At 55.8% G+C, this 16,065-nt stretch carries 16 protein-coding genes; 2 read left to right on the plus strand and 14 right to left on the minus strand.

All coding sequences use genetic code 11. The features are described from left to right. Positions 1-136: 136 nt before the first annotated feature. A complete protein-coding gene (gene rlmD / locus ACKXF7_RS10845; RefSeq protein ID WP_423741269.1) occupies positions 137-1,786 on the minus strand; it encodes a 23S rRNA (uracil(1939)-C(5))-methyltransferase RlmD in 1,650 nt (549 codons plus the stop codon). A 12-nt stretch (positions 1,787-1,798) separates the two neighbouring features. Beyond that, complete coding sequence (locus tag ACKXF7_RS10850; RefSeq protein ID WP_423741270.1) at positions 1,799-2,659, minus strand: AraC family transcriptional regulator; 861 nt, start codon at positions 2,657-2,659, stop codon at positions 1,799-1,801. A 230-nt stretch (positions 2,660-2,889) separates the two neighbouring features. On the opposite strand from ACKXF7_RS10850, the gene ACKXF7_RS10855 reads away from it, so the two are divergent. Continuing rightward, positions 2,890-4,179, plus strand: coding sequence for a galactokinase (locus ACKXF7_RS10855; protein ID WP_423741271.1), 1,290 nt, complete (start codon positions 2,890-2,892; stop codon positions 4,177-4,179). A 79-nt stretch (positions 4,180-4,258) separates the two neighbouring features. Here ACKXF7_RS10855 and ACKXF7_RS10860 read toward each other — a convergent pair whose 3' ends face one another. The 11 genes from ACKXF7_RS10860 to rpsF all read right to left on the minus strand — a co-directional run bounded on the left by ACKXF7_RS10860 (position 4,259) and on the right by rpsF (position 13,422). Next, entirely contained in the window at positions 4,259-4,612 is a 354-nt protein-coding gene (locus ACKXF7_RS10860) for a hypothetical protein (protein WP_423741272.1), read from the minus strand. A 55-nt stretch (positions 4,613-4,667) separates the two neighbouring features. Beyond that, positions 4,668-5,126, minus strand: a complete 459-nt coding sequence (locus ACKXF7_RS10865; RefSeq protein ID WP_423741273.1) for a hypothetical protein — start codon at positions 5,124-5,126, stop codon at positions 4,668-4,670. Positions 5,127-5,399: 273 nt separating this feature from the next. Continuing rightward, entirely contained in the window at positions 5,400-6,863 is a 1,464-nt protein-coding gene (gene malQ / locus ACKXF7_RS10870) for a 4-alpha-glucanotransferase (RefSeq protein ID WP_423741274.1), read from the minus strand. Between the two features lie 13 nt (positions 6,864-6,876). Beyond that, positions 6,877-7,719, minus strand: coding sequence for a carbohydrate ABC transporter permease (locus ACKXF7_RS10875; protein WP_423741275.1), 843 nt, complete (start codon positions 7,717-7,719; stop codon positions 6,877-6,879). Next, the gene (locus ACKXF7_RS10880; protein ID WP_423741276.1) at positions 7,719-8,570 is read right to left on the minus strand and encodes a carbohydrate ABC transporter permease; all 852 of its coding nucleotides are present in this window, start codon (positions 8,568-8,570) and stop codon (positions 7,719-7,721) included. The genes ACKXF7_RS10875 and ACKXF7_RS10880 overlap by 1 nt, the downstream gene beginning before the upstream one ends. Positions 8,571-8,673: 103 nt before the next feature. After that, positions 8,674-10,014, minus strand: a complete 1,341-nt coding sequence (locus ACKXF7_RS10885) for an ABC transporter substrate-binding protein (RefSeq protein WP_418268280.1) — start codon at positions 10,012-10,014, stop codon at positions 8,674-8,676. Positions 10,015-10,085: 71 nt separating this feature from the next. Then, positions 10,086-11,093 (minus strand): LacI family DNA-binding transcriptional regulator, encoded by a 1,008-nt coding sequence (locus tag ACKXF7_RS10890; RefSeq protein ID WP_423741277.1) that lies wholly within the window; start codon positions 11,091-11,093, stop codon positions 10,086-10,088. A 354-nt stretch (positions 11,094-11,447) separates the two neighbouring features. Beyond that, on the minus strand, positions 11,448-12,164 hold the full coding sequence (locus ACKXF7_RS10895) for a hypothetical protein (RefSeq protein ID WP_423741278.1): 717 nt from the start codon (positions 12,162-12,164) through the stop codon (positions 11,448-11,450). Positions 12,165-12,320: 156 nt separating this feature from the next. Further along, positions 12,321-12,578 (minus strand): 30S ribosomal protein S18, encoded by a 258-nt coding sequence (rpsR, locus tag ACKXF7_RS10900; RefSeq protein ID WP_015538096.1) that lies wholly within the window; start codon positions 12,576-12,578, stop codon positions 12,321-12,323. A gap of 46 nt (positions 12,579-12,624) precedes the next feature. Then, a complete protein-coding gene (locus tag ACKXF7_RS10905; RefSeq protein WP_423741279.1) occupies positions 12,625-13,107 on the minus strand; it encodes a single-stranded DNA-binding protein in 483 nt (160 codons plus the stop codon). Between the two features lie 30 nt (positions 13,108-13,137). Continuing rightward, positions 13,138-13,422 (minus strand): 30S ribosomal protein S6, encoded by a 285-nt coding sequence (rpsF, locus tag ACKXF7_RS10910; protein ID WP_005938979.1) that lies wholly within the window; start codon positions 13,420-13,422, stop codon positions 13,138-13,140. Between the two features lie 329 nt (positions 13,423-13,751). On the opposite strand from rpsF, the gene ACKXF7_RS10915 reads away from it, so the two are divergent. Beyond that, positions 13,752-14,945 carry a cation:proton antiporter gene (locus tag ACKXF7_RS10915; RefSeq protein WP_249236820.1) on the plus strand — a complete coding sequence of 398 codons (1,194 nt, stop codon included), beginning with the start codon at positions 13,752-13,754 and terminating at the stop codon, positions 14,943-14,945. Positions 14,946-15,138: 193 nt separating this feature from the next. Here the strand turns inward: ACKXF7_RS10915 and ACKXF7_RS10920 are convergent, their stop codons facing one another. Further along, complete coding sequence (locus ACKXF7_RS10920; protein WP_423742628.1) at positions 15,139-16,014, minus strand: UTP--glucose-1-phosphate uridylyltransferase; 876 nt, start codon at positions 16,012-16,014, stop codon at positions 15,139-15,141. Positions 16,015-16,065 lie beyond the last annotated feature (51 nt).

The raw sequence follows: 16,065 nt of genomic DNA on the forward strand, positions 1-16,065 counted from the left end.
GTGTCCTATAAATCGGATAGCAGAATGCTTTTCCTGAAAAATGATTCTTGCATCTATTGTACCACGGATTTTGAGGAATGACTATATTTTGCCAAAAAGAAATGCCCGCCTGAAAACCAGACGGGCATACTGTAAATCAAATCATTTGAAAATGCTTCAATGCTTCCACAATCGCATCCTCTTTTTCCTTCGGACACTGAGGCTGCTTTGCGTTTTCGGATTTAGCCTTGTGGTGGTTCTCCCGTACCTCCAGACCGCATTTCTGCTTGACCTGCGAGATATACAGGGAAGATACCTTCAGTCCAGTCTGTTCCAACACACGGGCCTTGATTTCGGGATAGGTCGCACCTTTCTGCAATCCGGAGGTGTCCATGCCCTCCAAAGAGAACTCTACACGTACTTTTTTGGCGTCGATCTCGCCCTTGGAAAGTGCGATTACACATTCCACATGCTTCGTCCTTGGAAACAGATCCACAGGCTGCACTTTCTCTGCGTGATACCCATTTTGTTCCAACCATGCGGCGTCCCGGGCGGCGGTGGCGGGGTTGCAGCTGACGTAGACCACCCGGCGGGGGGCCATGCGTACCACGGCAGAAAGGGTGGCCTCGTCGCAGCCTTTGCGGGGCGGGTCCAGCATCACGACGTCCGGGTGCAGGCCCTCGGCGGCCAGCTGCGCGGCCGCCTGCCCGGCATCAGCGCAGAAGAAGCGGCTCTTGGCGGAAACCGCTGCACCCATGCGGGCGGCATTGGCCTTGGCACTCTCGATGGCTTCGGGTACGATCTCTACGCCCACCAGCTCACGGCAGTGGTCTGCCATGGAAAGGCCGATGGTGCCCATGCCGCAGTAGAGATCCAGCAAAAGGTCATCCGGTGTCAGCTGGGCGTATTCGGCAGCGATGCCGTAGAGCTGCTCAGCGGCAAGCGTGTTTACCTGATAAAACGAAAGCGGGCCAAGCAGTACCGGGACGCCGCAGAGGGTGTCTTCAATATACTCCTGTCCATACAGAGTGTGAGTCTCAGAACCAAGGATGACATTGGTGTTTTTTGCGTTGACATTCAACAGGATGGTGACAATGTCCGGAAACGCCTCTTTCAGCCGGGTGCACAGCTCTTCGGCTGAAGGAAGCTTGGCACGAGTGCATACCAGACACACCATGATCTGTCCGCTGTGTGCACCGCGGCGCAGGAAGATATGCCGTACGAGGCCCTTGCCGGTCTCCTCATTGTAGGGGTGGATGCCTTTTTCTGCAAAGAATGCGCACAGGGTGTTGCCGATCTCATTCAGTACGCCGGGCTGCAGGCGGCAGTCCGGACAGGGAACGATACGGTGGGTACGCCCGGCATAAAAACCAATGCAGGGGCGGCCGGCTTTGTCTGTTCCGACCGGAAACTGGACTTTATTGCGGTATCGGTCGATCTCCGGGGAGCCTACGATGGGAAGGACCGGAACATCCAGCCCGCCGATGCGTGCAAAGGCGTCTGCAACATTCTCCTGCTTGGCGCGGAGCTCGGCGGCATAGTCCAGATGCCGCAGGCTGCAGCCGCCGCAGGGACCGGCCACAGCACAGTCCACCGGGATGCGATCCGGCGAGGGCTTGAGCACCTCGTCCAGAATGCCGAAAGCATAGCGCTTGCAGTCCTTGACGATGCGTATCCGGGCTTCATCGCCGGGCGCTGCACCGGGAATGAACACGGTCTCACCCTCCGGGCTGTGGGCGACACCGCTACCATCGCTGGACAGGCGCTCCACCTGCAGAGTGAGAACTTGATTTTTCTGTAAGGGCATGAAGGGTCTCCTTTACTGGTGGTCGGTGCCGTCGGCAGGGGCATCTGCCTGTGCCGCAAAATACTTGCTGGGCGGCACGCCCTTGGCACGCTTGAATACCCGCGAAAAATAGAACTGGTCGAAGAAGCCTACCGAAACAGCGACCTCTGCAATGGACAGATTGCCTGCACGCAGCAGCTTGCAGGCTTCGTTGATACGGTACTCGGTAAGGTAATCGATGGGACTCTTGCCTACATTCAACATGAACACACGATAAAGGTGGCTGCGGGATACGCCTACACTTTTTGCCACATCGTCGATGGAGATATCGTGAGAATAATTGAATTGGATATACTTGATTGCATTGAGCACATACTGGCTGGAAGAAGAAGCCGTGTGAGGCTTGCCGACGCTGGTCTCCTTCATCAGGGAAGCAATGAACAGGTACAGATATCCCACCATGGCGGCTTCGTCCTGCGGCTGCAGCCCACGGGAGGAATAGATGTTGGCCAGTGCGGTACGCATTCCCTCCGGATCCTGTGTGTGATGCACAGGCGAGTCATCCGTAAAAGGCAGCTGTGCAGTCAGCTTATGGGCACATGCGCCATTAAAACCGACCCAGCTGTACTCCCACGGCTGCTGCTCATCGGCTGTGTAACGGATGAGCTGGCTGGGCCGTGCAAAGAACAGATCCCCCGGGCTCACTTCCCAGGTGCGGCTGCCCACCTCGAATACACCCTTGCCGGAAAGCACCAGATGGATCAGGTAATGATCCCGGATGCCGGGGCCCCAGGTCTGCCCCGGAGCACAGCGTTCGATACCGCAGTTGAAAATGGACAGCTCAATATTGTTGGTATAATTTTGCTTGAAGGATTGCTTGTATACGTCCGCCATAGCCGCGTTTCCTCCACTTTGTCATATTGCAGGCAGCTTTCTGCCCGACACTGAGATAAGTATACCACACATCTGCCTGCAAGTTCAACAAAAGTACATCTTATTCTTTGAGCTGGACGCCAAAATTCGTGCTTTTTCTGCGATGGAAATTGAAAAAAGGTGCTGGATGCATTACAATAGGCATAACAAACCCGTCTATCTCAAGACAGCATTCTGAGGGAGGGATCGTCATGGCGACCAGCACACAGCTTCGGCAGCGGATCGCGACAGGGGAGTGGGACCCAAAGCTCCGGGCATTGTACGGAAATACGGAACAGGAGCTTTGCCGCCAGCGTGCAAGGTACTGCGCTGCACTGGAGCAGTTTGAGCTGTATTTCGGCCCGGGCAGGCAGGTGCAGGTCTATTCAGCACCGGGCCGTGCAGAACTGGGCGGCAACCATACCGACCACCAGCACGGTTACGGCCTTGCGGCTGCGGTGACACTGGACCTTGTGGCGGTCGCAGCCCGCAATACGGATGGCTATGTCCGGGTAAAGTCCCGTGGGTTCAACAAATTGGATGTCATTGATCTGACTGTAGCAGGCCCGCAGGAAGGGGAAGGGACCCACTCCGCCAGTCTGATCCGCGGCATTGCGGAGGGGTTCCGGGCCGTTGGAAAAAAGGTGGGCGGCTTTGATGCCTATACTGCCAGCGATGTGCTGCGCGGGTCCGGACTTTCCAGTTCTGCGGCCTTTGAAATGGGAATGGCGGTCATCTGGAACGGGGAGTACGATTGCGGCCTTGCCCCTACGGAGCTGGCGAAGATCTGTCAGTATGCAGAAAACACCTACTTTGGCAAGCCGAGCGGACTTCTGGATCAGCTGACCAGTGCGGTGGGCGGCATCATCTTTGCGGACTTTGCAGATCCGGCATCGCCGCAGATCGAAAAGATCCATACGGACGGTCTGCTGCCGCCGGGCATGAACTTGTGCGTTACGGATACGCGCGGCAGTCACAGTGAACTGACAAGCGAGTTTGCAGCCATCCGGAAAGAGATGGAGCAGGTGGCCGGGACGTTGGGCAAAAAGGTTCTGGGACAGGTGACGGAAAGCGAATTCTGGGCGGCGCTGCCTGAGCTGCGCTGCAAATGCGGCGACAGGGCTGTGCTGCGGGCCATTCACTATTTTGAAGAAAATACCCGCACGCTTGCACAGCGGGACGCGCTGCAGGCGGGAAGGTTTGCAGCTTTTGCTGCGCTGGTTCTGGAAAGCGGCCGGGCCTCTTTTGCATTGTGTCAGAACGTCTATTGCAGCACGGATGTGCGGCATCAGGGACTCTCCGTGGCGCTGGCGCTGAGCCAGTGCATCCTGCAGGGCAGAGGTGCCTGGCGGATGCAGGGCGGCGGCTTTGCAGGAACCATTCAGGCCTATGTGCCCAGGGAACTGCTGGGACGCTATCACAGCGAGATCGAGCGGGTGTTCGGTGCAGGCAGCTGCTATGTGCTGCGCCTGCGGGAACAAGGTGCTGTGCGGGTAGGTTGAAACAGCAAAAAGAAAAGCATCTGCGGTGTGATATGTACCGCAGATGCTTTTTATGTGTAAGAATGAGAACCGGATAAAATCAGCAGCCAGGAAGGAAGCCGTTGGTCTGATTCTGTGCCTGCTGTTTCCGCTGCTGCTGATCCGAGAGATACTCCACCATTTCCTTTTCCTCACGAGAAAAATGGAACAGGTTGGAGAGCGTGTCATAAGCGCCGACCACAAAATTGAAGCCGGTCTTTACCACATTGAACAACAGAAGAGGAACAAAGGTGAAGGAGAACGAGATCAACCCGCCGCCAAAGAAGATGTCATCCAGACGCAGATTGCTGAAGAAAAGGTCCAGCGCATCGCCCAACGGCCCACCGCCGGAAATGGAATACAGCTCCTCTTCCGGGACAGATGCGTAAGAATGAGGCATCTGAAGGTTTTTCATGGATGAAACTCCTTTCCGACAAATAGATCTGCTTCCTCAGGGTCAAACGCAGGGATCAGGCGGCTGCCGTATCAGAAGCCTGTCCGTTGTTGAAAGCAGGCATGGGGTTCACAAGGTCGTTGTAGAGGTTCTTGACCGTACGGATAATGCTTACGACCTGACCGTATGCATAATAACCTGCCAGAGTACCCATACCAAACAGAGCAAGCTTGCTCCAGCCGTTCATCTTATCCCAGGTGTGGTAGAAGGTGCCAGCCGGAGACAGACCATTGTTGGCTCCGCTGACAATAGTATTTTTGAAATAACTGAGGGAATAGCTGCCGCCCAGAAGGAGTGCATTGACAAGAGCGCTTTGGCAGAAGATGACAAACTGATCGGTATTAAAGGTAATGTTATAGCCAAACACATTGCCAAGAAGAATCTCCTTGCCGCCGTCCAGATAGGTCATTTCTTCTTCAGAAATAACGGCGTAGGAAGCCGGTAAAAGCATGGTGGTCTGATAGAGATGGTCCATGATGGGAAAACTCCTTTCCATAGTGGAATCTGCATAAAGGCAGATAATATACTACCTGAATTGTAGCATAACTGTGTCAAAATAACAAGAGCAGAGCTGCGTAAAATCATGATACATTTGTGAACAAATTGTTACAAGGAAGCAGCAAAATGACGAATGCCAGTGTAAAACCGTGCGGCGTGACCCAATTCCGGTTCCGAAAAAATGTTCCGGCGCAATAATAAAAAGCATCTGCACGGATCCGTGCAGATGCTTTGAAGAGAATGCAAAATTTTACGCAACCCGCTCATACAGCACGGTCAGACCGGCAATGTGAGCAGAAAGGCCTTCCGGCAGGGGAGTGGAGAGCCGCCACTGCCAGTTGGTACCCTGTGTGCTGGGGGTATTGATGCGGGCTTCGCTGCCCAGATGCAGCCAGTCTGCCAGCGGGATGATGGCCATATCCGAAACACTGGCAAGGCAGGCGCAGATCATGGCTTCGGTCAGTTCCTCAGGCTTGCAGCGCAGATAGCGGCAGGCATAGGCAACGTCCTCTGCACTGGCGTTGATGCGCCAGCCTTCCGTTGTCACATTATCGTGCGTGCCGGTGTACACCACGCTGTTGCGGTGGTAGGTGTGGGGCAGATAGTTGCCGGACTCGCGGCTGTCGAAGGCGAACTGCATGATCTTCATACCCGGATAGCCGCTGGCAGAAAGCATGGCCTTGACCTCCGGGGTCAGGTAGCCAAGATCCTCGGCAATGATGCTGCCCTCGCCCAGCGCTTCGTGCATGGCATGGATGAAGTCCCGGTCGGGGCCCTTTTCCCAGTGGCCGTTCGCTGCCGTTTTGTCCCCGGCGGGGATGCAGTAGTAGCTCTCAAAGCCCCGGAAATGGTCGATGCGCACCACGTCGTAAATGGAGGTGGCGTACTTCATGCGCTGCTTCCACCATGCAAAGCCGGTGGCCTTGTGAACGGACCAGTCGTACAACGGGTTGCCCCACAGCTGTCCGTCTGCCGCAAAGGCGTCCGGAGGGCATCCGGCCACCTGCGTCAGGTGCATGGTGCCGTCGGTCTGGAACAGCTCCGGGTGGGTCCACAGGTCGCTGGAATCCGGGCTGACGTAGATGGGAATATCGCCCACCAGCCGGATGCCCTTCGCGTTTGCGTAGGCCTTGAGGGCGCTCCACTGGGTGTAGAAGAAGAACTGCACAGCCTTGTAGTAGTCGATACTCCCGGCAAGCTCTGCCTTGGCTGCGGCAATGGCTTCCGGCTCGCGGCAGCGCAGCGCGTTCGGCCAGTCGGCAAGGCCCGCCTGCCCCTGCGCGGCCTTCACTGCCATGAACAGGGCATAATCCTCCAGCCAGAAGCTGTGTTCGCGGCAGAAAGCTTCATAAGCGGGGGAAGGGGAGGCCAGCAGACGATCCGCTGCTTTTTTCAGGACAACGGGCCGCTCGTTGTAGAGCGCACCGTAATCGATGGGTCCGACGGGCCTTTCCGCAGGGATCTCGTCAGCGGTCAGCCAGCCGTCAGAAGCCAACAGGCGGTAATCAATGAAATAAGGGTTGCCGGCAAAGGCAGAAAAGCTCTGGTAGGGGCTGTCGCCGTAGCCGGTGGGGCCGATGGGCAGGATCTGCCAGAAGGCCTGCTTCGCCTCGGCCAAAAAATCCACGAATGCAAAGGCCTCTTTTCCCAGCGTACCGATGCCAAAGGGGCCCGGCAGGCTGAAAACAGGCATCAAAATGCCGCTTGCACGCATTATGCGCACCTCCTTAGCCCTTCACGGCACCTGCCACAACGCCTTCGATGATGTACTTCTGGCAGGTCATGTACAGGATGATGATGGGGATGATGGCAATGATGATACAGGCCATCATGGGAGCCAGCTCCACACGGCCGTAACCGCCGCGGAAATACTGGATGGCCATGGGGATGGTACGATACTTCTTGATGTCTAGCACCAGCGTGGGCAGCAGGTAGTCGTTCCACACCCACATGGTCTCGAGGATGGCGGTGGAGATCATGGTGGGCTTGAGGATGGGGAATACGACCTTGAAGAAGATCTGAATGGGGTTGCAGCCGTCGATCATGGCCGCTTCCTCGATCTCCATGGGCACGCTCTTCATGAAGCCGGTGAACATGAACACGGCCAGACCGGCGCCGAAGCCCAGATAGATGATGCAGATGTTCCAGGGGGTGTTCAGATTGAGCTGGTCAGCGGTCTTGGACAGGGTGAACATGACCATCTGGAAGGGAACGACCATGGAGAACACGATCAGCAGGTTCATGAACTTGCTCAGCTTGTTGTTCACGCGGGTGAGGTACCAACCGGTCATGGAGCAGCACAGCAGGATCAGCGCCACACTGGTAACGGTGATGACAAGGCTGTAGCCAAGGCTGGAAAGGAAACCCATTTTGGTGACGCCGTAAACGTAGTTGCTCAGGCCCGCAAAGGTCTCGGCGGTGGGCAGCTTGAACACGGTGGAGGTGGTAAAGGTACCCTCGACCTTCAAGCTGTTCAGCAGGATCAGCACGATGGGGTAGATCCACAGCAGACTCAGCAGCGTCATGATGACGGTGAGGATGTTATCCCACATTTTTTTCTGTTTAGGCATTACTGCTGCACCTCCTTGGAACGGGTAAAGTGGAGCTGGATCAGAGAAATGACCACGACGATCAGGAAGAACACCACAGCCTTTGCCTGACCGATGCCCTTCCACTGGGCACCGGAACGGCCATAGAAGGTGTTGTAGATGTTCAGGGCCAGCATTTCACTGGCGTTGGCGGGTTCGCCTGCGGTCAGGGCAACGTTCTGGTCGAACAGTTTGAAGCTGTTGGTCAGGGTCAGGAAGGTGCAGATGGTCACGCTGGGCATAACCATGGGGATCTTGATCTTGAACAGGATCTCGCGGTCATTGGCACCGTCGATCTTGGCGGCTTCGATCAGGTCGCCGGGCACGCTCTGCAGGCCGGCAACGTAAATAATCATCATGTAGCCGATCTGCTGCCAGCACATCAGGATGACCAGACCGACGAAACCGGCCTTGGCATCCAGCGCCAGCAGAGGTTTCTGCAGGTTGGCCAGCACACCGTTGAGCAGGATCTGCCAGATGTAGCCCAGCAGGATGCCGCCGATCAGGTTGGGCATGAAGTAGACGGTACGGAAGATGTTGGTGCCGCGGATGCCGCGGGTGAGCACCAGCGCAATGGCAAAGGCGCAGACGTTGATGAGCACGGTGGATACTACAGTGAACGCCGCGGTAAAGCCGAAGGCGTGCAGGAAGGTGGAATCCTGAAATACGCTGAGGTAGTTCTGAATGCCCACAAAGGTGGTCTTGCTCACAGTGGTGAACCGCTGGAACGAAAGGTAAATACCCCAGATAAAGGGCCAGATAAAGCCGATGATGAACGCGATGAGGGTAGGCAGCACGAACACCGGCCAGTATTTACTGATGGCTTTTTGCATGATGTACCTCCTATATGCGGAGTGGTTAACAAAAAAGGGGAGGCGGGGCGAACTTCTTCGCCCGCCTCCCTGTTCAGTTCTTTTTTATAGACCGATCAGGAGCTTAGCCGTTTGCCAGCTTGTATTCCTTAGCCCAGCCATCGACGAAGGCGGTCACAACGCCGTCCCAGTCGCCGGTGCCTGCTGCGTAAGCGGTCAGAGCGCTGCCCACGCCGTTCTTCCACTCCTCGGAAGGCATGGTGGAGAAGCACCAGTCCACACTGGTCTTGCCCTCGGCAACGTAATCGTTTGCAATGGCGATCAGAGGGTTGGTGGAGTCCTTAGCCTTCTTGAAGGGGATCACGAAGCCCATCTTGTCAGCCATCGCGCTGGTGCCGGCCTCAGAGGTGACACACCAGTACAGGAAGTCCAGAGTAGCCTGAATGTCGGCATCAGAAGAGTTGTTGTTCACGCACCAGAAGTTCTCGGAACCGGTGCACAGGCCCTGATTCTCCTCGCCATCCACGCCGATGTAGATGGGCAGCATACCCAGGTTGTCGTCGCCCAGATCCTTCACGTCATTGTAAGCCCAAGTGCCGTTCTGGTAGAACACAGCCTTCTTGCCCACAAACTCAGCCACAGCGTCATCGCCGGTCTTGGAAGCCAGCAGGGTGGGATCACAGGTGGAATCGGTGATGTACAGATCCCAGATCTGCTTGTAGTTGTCCAGATAAGTGCCCTTGATGGCGTCGGTGGAGCCGATGCCGTCTGCCTTGTACTCGTAATAGATGGGCAGGTTTGCCAGATGGGTCTTGAAGCGCCAGTCAGAAGAACCGTCCATGCCAGCGGAGGTGAAAGCACCGTCCACGCCCAGCTCAGCCTTGCGTGCCTGAATATCGTCAGCGACCTTCTTCAGATCAGCAAAGCCCTTGATATCGTCCTGCGTGTAGCCGGCGGCGCTCAGCAGTTCCTTGTTGTAAATGATGCCATAGGTCTCGATGACATATGCGATGCTGGTAACAGCGTCGCCATCCTTCAGTGCGAAAGAGTCGCTGGTCAGCTCGCCGTACAGCTGGCTGCCGGACAGATCATAGCAGTAATCCTTCCAGTTTGCCAGACCAACAGGGCCGTTCACCTGGAACAGGGTGGGAGCCTCGCTCTTCTCCATCTCGCTCATCAGGGTGGTCTCGTACTGGCCGGAAGCGGCGGTGACAACGGTCACAGGCACGCCGGTCTCCTTGGTGTACTCAGCGGCCAGATCCTGCCAATCCTGATCCTGCTCGGGCTTGAAGTTCAGGTAGTAGACCTTGCCGTCAGCCTTTGCAGCGGTGCTGGAAGCAGCGGCAGAACCGGCAGCAGAGGAAGCAGTGCTGTTGGAAGAGCCGCCGCAGGCAGCCAGACCCAGAGCAGCGGCGGAAACGCCAGCGGCCTTCAGGAAGTTACGACGAGTGATCATTTTCTTCATAATAAGTTCTCCTTCTTATTAAAAATAAACTATTTTAAAATCTCCGTCCCCTGACGGAGGGAGTACAAGGTTTAGATGGCCCTCACGCTCTCACCCTGCTGCAGTTCCGGCTGCAAGGTGATGGTCTGGGCCGGTGCACCGTGCTCGATCTGCCGCACCAGCAGCTCAATGCTCTGCAGCGAGATCTGTTCGCTGGGCTGCACGATGGTGGTCAGCACGGGCACGCAGTAACGGGACATCGTGATGCCGTCAAAGCCGATCACCGAGACATCCTCCGGCACCCGCAGCCCGGCGCTTACCAGCGCACGGATGGCACCTAAAGCGATCACATCGCTCATGGCGAACAGGGCGGTAAAGTCGGCCCGGTGGGCCAGCAGGCTGTTCACAGCGTGATAGGCAGACTCAAAATCGTAGTTGGACAGGCCGTACAGCTTGTCGCTGAACAGGATGCCTGCGTCCCGCATCGCCTGCTGTGCACCCTCGCGGCGCATCACGCTGGGATAGCTGGTGACCGGACCGCCCAGCACTGCGATCTTGCGGTGTCCCTGCTGGATGAGGTAGTCCACAGCAGCATAGGCTGCGGCGCGGTCATCCACGCCCACCATGGAAAGATTGGGAAAGTCCAGCTCGTCGGAGACCAGTGTGGTCAGCACCGAGGGGACTGTGATGTTGGCAAAGCCTTTTTTGAAGTTGGCTACGCTGCCGCCCAGAAAGATCATGCCTTTGGGCTTGATCTCCCGCAGGATCTTTTCGGCGGCATCGATCTCGTTGGCGTTTTCATCCAGATAGGAAACGATGCCATTGTAGCCGTACAGGGTAGCGGCCCGCTGCAGCTGGACTAAGAAGTCCGAGAAGAAGAGATTGCGGGTACCCTTGACCACGAACACCAGACTGCGGGACTGCTGGATCTTCAGCTGTCGTGCATTGGTGTTGGGCACGAACCCGGCTTCCCGCATTACCTTAAGTACATGTTCCTTGGTCTCGGGCCGGACGTCGGGCCGGTCGTTGATGACACGAGAAATGGTGCTCACCGAGCAGCCGCTGATCCGGGCAATGTCCTTGATGGTCAGATTCGGCATTTTGTCGGAGTACCTCACTTTCGGTAATATATTCGGGAACGTTGTCGGGAACGTTTTCAGTGACTATATTATGGCATAATCTGTATAAAAAATCAATAACCCTAAAGTGTTTTCGTGAAAATTGCATAGCATATGGAGCGGCTTTTGTGCAGATTGAATTGCGTGCAAATCAAAACATGCCAATAGTTCCGCAAATTCCCGGTACAAATCAGAAACAACCGGTAAAACCGTACCAATTTGTAACTTTTCGACATAGAGCAGTGGTTTTATAAAAGGGGAAAGGAAAAAACAATGCCCGGCAGATAACACAGCCTGCCGGGCATTGCATGGTTTTGAAATGACTTATCCGCTTTTTCAAAAATACGGGTGCTGATAGGGTTCGGGTTCCGGGCCGCAGTACAGGCCGAACGCATCGCAGATCCAGTAGCTGCCGTCCTCCATGGGCACGCGGCACCACTGGTGAGTGTACTGGTTCTCGTTCACATGCTCATAGGGGATGCCCAGAATGTCCAGACACAGAGCGGTAGCCCGGGCACATCCGGCACAGGATGCTGTGCGCAGTACAAAATAACCGTAGGGGTCGTTGTAGTGGTTGGCTTCCATGGAGTAAGCCATGGAACCATCATCCACCACCGCACGCAGGGCAGAGGCAATGCCGTAAAGCTGGTCTTCCCGGCTCATGAGCGCCAGCGGTGTGACCACCTTCAGCGCTTCCTGATATGCCTGCGCAAACTCCTCATCGGTGCATTTGCGCTTGAGGGACTTGTAGTGGGCCAGCTTGTTGATGGCCACCGGCGACCAGACGGAAGAAAACTGCGCTTCGGTCAAAGACAGCTCGTCATCACCGGCAATGCCGTCCGCAGAAGGCTTGCGGCCTTCGTCAATGCCGTGATCCAGATAATGACGCAGCAGTGCGCCTTCGTCATTGCCGCATACGGCCGCAACATCCGGATATTGTGCAGCGTAGTATGCTGCATCAAAGGTAGAAAGCGCAGCAGCGGAAAGACCGGTCTGTGCGGTCAGCAGCACACCGGCAGTCAGCGCCGCAAGTCTAAGATACCGTTTATTCATGACAGAAAACCTCCTCAAAAAATAATAAAACAATCCCTGAACTCAGTATAGCACGTCCGGGCCGGAAGGAAAAGAGAAAAAAGCGCTCCCACCTTGTCATCGGTGAGAGCGCTTTGCTGATTGCTGATTATTTTGATTGGGTTGATTCTTTAAAGATTAGTCGCTGACGTAGGGCATCAGAGCAACGTGACGAGCACGCTTGATGGCGATGGTCAGTGCGCGCTGATGATAAGCGCAGGTGCCGGTCACACGGCGGGGAATGATCTTTGCACGCTCAGAGACGTACTTACGCAGACGGGGCACGTCCTTGTAATCGATGGTGTCGATGCGATCGACACAGAAGCTGCAAACCTTCTTGCGGCCGCGACGCATGGGGCGTGCGGGGCGAGAGCCTTCGGTTCTTTCAAAAGCCATTGCTTATTACCTCCTATTGAATTTTTAACGGATTGACCGTTTCGTGTCAGAACGGCAGGTCATCGCTGTCATCAATCACAGCGAAATCGTCTGCATTGCCGGCAGAGTAGCTGGGAGCTGCCTCCACAGCGGCCGGACGGGCAGGCGCTGCGTTCTGGTAGACGGGAGCAGAATTATTCTGATAACTTGCTCCGCCGCCTGCATTGCTGCTCTTGGGGCCTGCGAAGTTGATGTTGTTGGCTACCACTTCCACAGCGGTGCGGTTGTTGCCGTTCTTATCCTGATACTGGCGGGTCTGAAGACTGCCTTCAATGGCAATCAAACTGCCTTTCTGGAAATACTTGCAAACAAAATCGGCCTGCTGGCGCCATGCAACGATATCAATGAAATCGGCCTGACGCTGTTCGCCCTGACGCGCAAAATTGCGGTCACAGGCAATGCGGAAACTGCACACATTGGTACCCTGCTGGGTGGTGCGCAGTTCGGGATCCGCCACAAGACGGCCCATGATGGCAACAACATTCAACATACTACGGTCTCCCTTTCTGTCACGGAAGGATTACTCCTCGTGAGCAATGATCAGGCTGCGCATAACGCCTTCAGTGATCTTATACACACGGTCCAGCTCAGCGGGGAAGCTGGGCTCGCTGGTGAAGTCGATCACGGTGTAGACGCCTTCCTCCTCGTCGTTGATGGGATAGGCCAGACGGCGCTTGCCCCACTCGTCGATGGAATCGATCGTACCGTTAGCCTCGATCAGGGACTTGAACTTACCAACCAGAGCGGCGGTAGCCTCCTCGTCGAGAGCGGCGCTGGTAATCAGCATGGTTTCGTACTTTGCCATTTTGTAGCACCTCCTTTTGGACTTAAGGGTCCTGCAATCACAGGACCAAGGGTACACACAAAACGCGGCGTCGCGCCTTGTGTGCGGCGTGTCTGTTCAGACAGCAATTCATTATAGCAAGCTGTAAAGGATCTGTCAAGTGTTTTCTGAAAAAAGATACAACAAAAAATGTTTTGATTTTTTGTTGAAAGAGGACTATAATATAGTCGCTTTCAGAGGATGAACGGAAGGGCAGCCGGGGATCGGCCGTCTCTCTGCTCTCTGTTATCCGTCTTCGAAAGGAATGTATATATGGTTCTGGGAATTTTATAGTAAAGGAAGGATTCTTTGTGTATTTGGTTTTCCGTGATCTGGCAATTATCATCCTCAGCGCAAAGTTCTTTGGCCTCGTGGCCCGCAAGTGCAAGGCACCGCAGGTGGTGGGCGAGATCATTGCCGGCCTGCTCATCGGTCCGTGCATCCTGAACCTCGTGCAGACCAGTGATGCCATCTCCACCTTTGCGGAGATCGGCGTGGTCATGCTGATGTTCACCACGGGCCTTGGTACCAATCTGAAGGAACTTATCAAGGCTGGCCCCATCGCCACCCTGGTCGCCTGTGTGGGCGTTGCCGTTCCGCTGGTGGGCGGCACCCTGCTGTACAGTGCGTTCTACGGCTTCTCTGCCGTGGGCAGCCCTGAGTTCTACCGTGCCCTGTTCATCGGCACCATCATGACCGCCACCAGCGTGTCCATTACGGTGGCGACCCTGCAGGAGCTGGGCCACCTGAAGAGCTTTCTCGGCACTACCATCGTCAGTGCCGCCGTCATTGATGATGTCATCGGCATCGTAGTCCTCACCTGCGTACTGGGCGCAAGCTCCGGCACCGGCACAGGTCTGGGCAAGGTGCTCATCAATACGGTGCTGTTCTTTGCCACTGCCGTGGGCGTGGGCGTTGTGGCTCACTTTGCTATGACATGGCTGGACAAGCGCAATCCCCACACCCAGCGCATCACCATCGTGAGCATGGCGTTCTGCTTTGCCATGGCCTACATCGCCGAGGAATACTTCGGCATTGCAGATATCACCGGTGCCTATATCGCCGGTATCGTTCTGTGCACCATGGACGATGCCCCCTACGTGGAGCGCCGCGTGGATATCAGCAATTATATCATTTTTGCACCCATCTTCTTTGCATCCATCGGATTGAAGACCGACATCAGCGGCCTGACGCCGGAAATCTTCCTGTTCTGTGTCTGCTTCGTCATTGTGGCACTTATCACCAAGATCATCGGCTGCGGTTTGGCCGCAAAGCTCTGCCGCTTTAACTGGGGCGACTCCCTCAAGATCGGCGTTGGCATGATGACCCGCGGCGAGGTGGCACTGATCGTGGCCCAGAAGGGCCTGGATGTCGGCGTGGTGGACTCGGTCTACTTTACCGCTGTGATCCTGCTGATCGTGGTGTCCAGTGTGGCAACGCCGCTGGTGCTCAAGGCTCTCTTTACCAAAATGCCGCCGCAGCTGCACCCCAGTCAGGCGGAATAAAGAATGATGTTGCTGCGCAAATGATGTGGCTTACGCCATGATGTCTGCTGCGCAGATGAAAACACCCCGGAAGCTTTCGCGTTCCGGGGTGTTTTTTTGCTGTCGTATCGTCCTTCATGCGCCGCAGCGCACATCATTTTTGCGAAGCAAAATATCATTTGAAGAACATCATTTGCGCAGCAACCTCATTTATTTACAGTGTCTTGCAGAACTCCTTCAGGTACTCACGGAAGGCTTCGCCGATCTCCGGATGCTGCAGGGCCAGCTCCACCTGAGCCTCTACCACCTTGAGCTTGTTGCCCATGTCGTAGTGCTTTCCGGTGAACTCTACGGCCGTCATTCCGCCGCAGGTGCGGGCATACTCGGCCATGGCATCGGTCAGCTGGATCTCACCGCCGGCACCGGGCTTGGTGTGGGCGAGGATCTCGTAGATCTGCGGAGTCAGCAGCACACGGCCCAGAATGGAGTAGTTGCTGAACTCCTGCCCTTTCTTGGGCTTCTCGATCATGTCATCCACAAAGAAGTAGTTGTCGTGGATGGGGGTGGTCTTCAGGCTGCAGTACCGGCTCACATCCTCCCAGGGCACAGCGGAAACACCCGCGACCGGGCGGCCGAACTCCTCGTAGGCGCGGATCAGCTGAGCGCAGACCGGGTCCTCGCCCCAGATCACATCATCGCCGTAGATGACAACGAAGGGATCGTCACCGGTGAAGGCCTTGGCGGTGTTCACGGCATGGCCCAGACCCAGCGTCTGCTTCTGGCGCACAAAGAGGATGTTTGCCATGTTGGCGATGCCCAGACATTCCTCCAGAGCCTTTTCCTTGCCGGGTTTTGCCAGTTTTTCTTCCAGCTCAGGGCTGCGGTCAAAGTGATCCTCAATGATGCTCTGGTTGCGGCCCAGAATGATGAGGATATCGGTGATACCGGAACGCACCGCCTCTTCCACCAGATACTGGATGGCGGGCTTGTCCACAATGGGCAGCATACCCTTGGGCATGGCCTTGGTAGCGGGCAGCACGCGGGTGCCAAGACCGGCGGCAGGAATGACAGCTTTTGTGACTTTCTTCATCATGATCCATATTCTCCTATTACTATTTTGAAATCCGCAATGCCAGCCTTT

The organism is Faecalibacterium sp. 7 (genome assembly GCF_049562865.1).
GTDB classification, from domain to species: Bacteria; Bacillota; Clostridia; order Oscillospirales; family Ruminococcaceae; genus Faecalibacterium; species Faecalibacterium wellingii.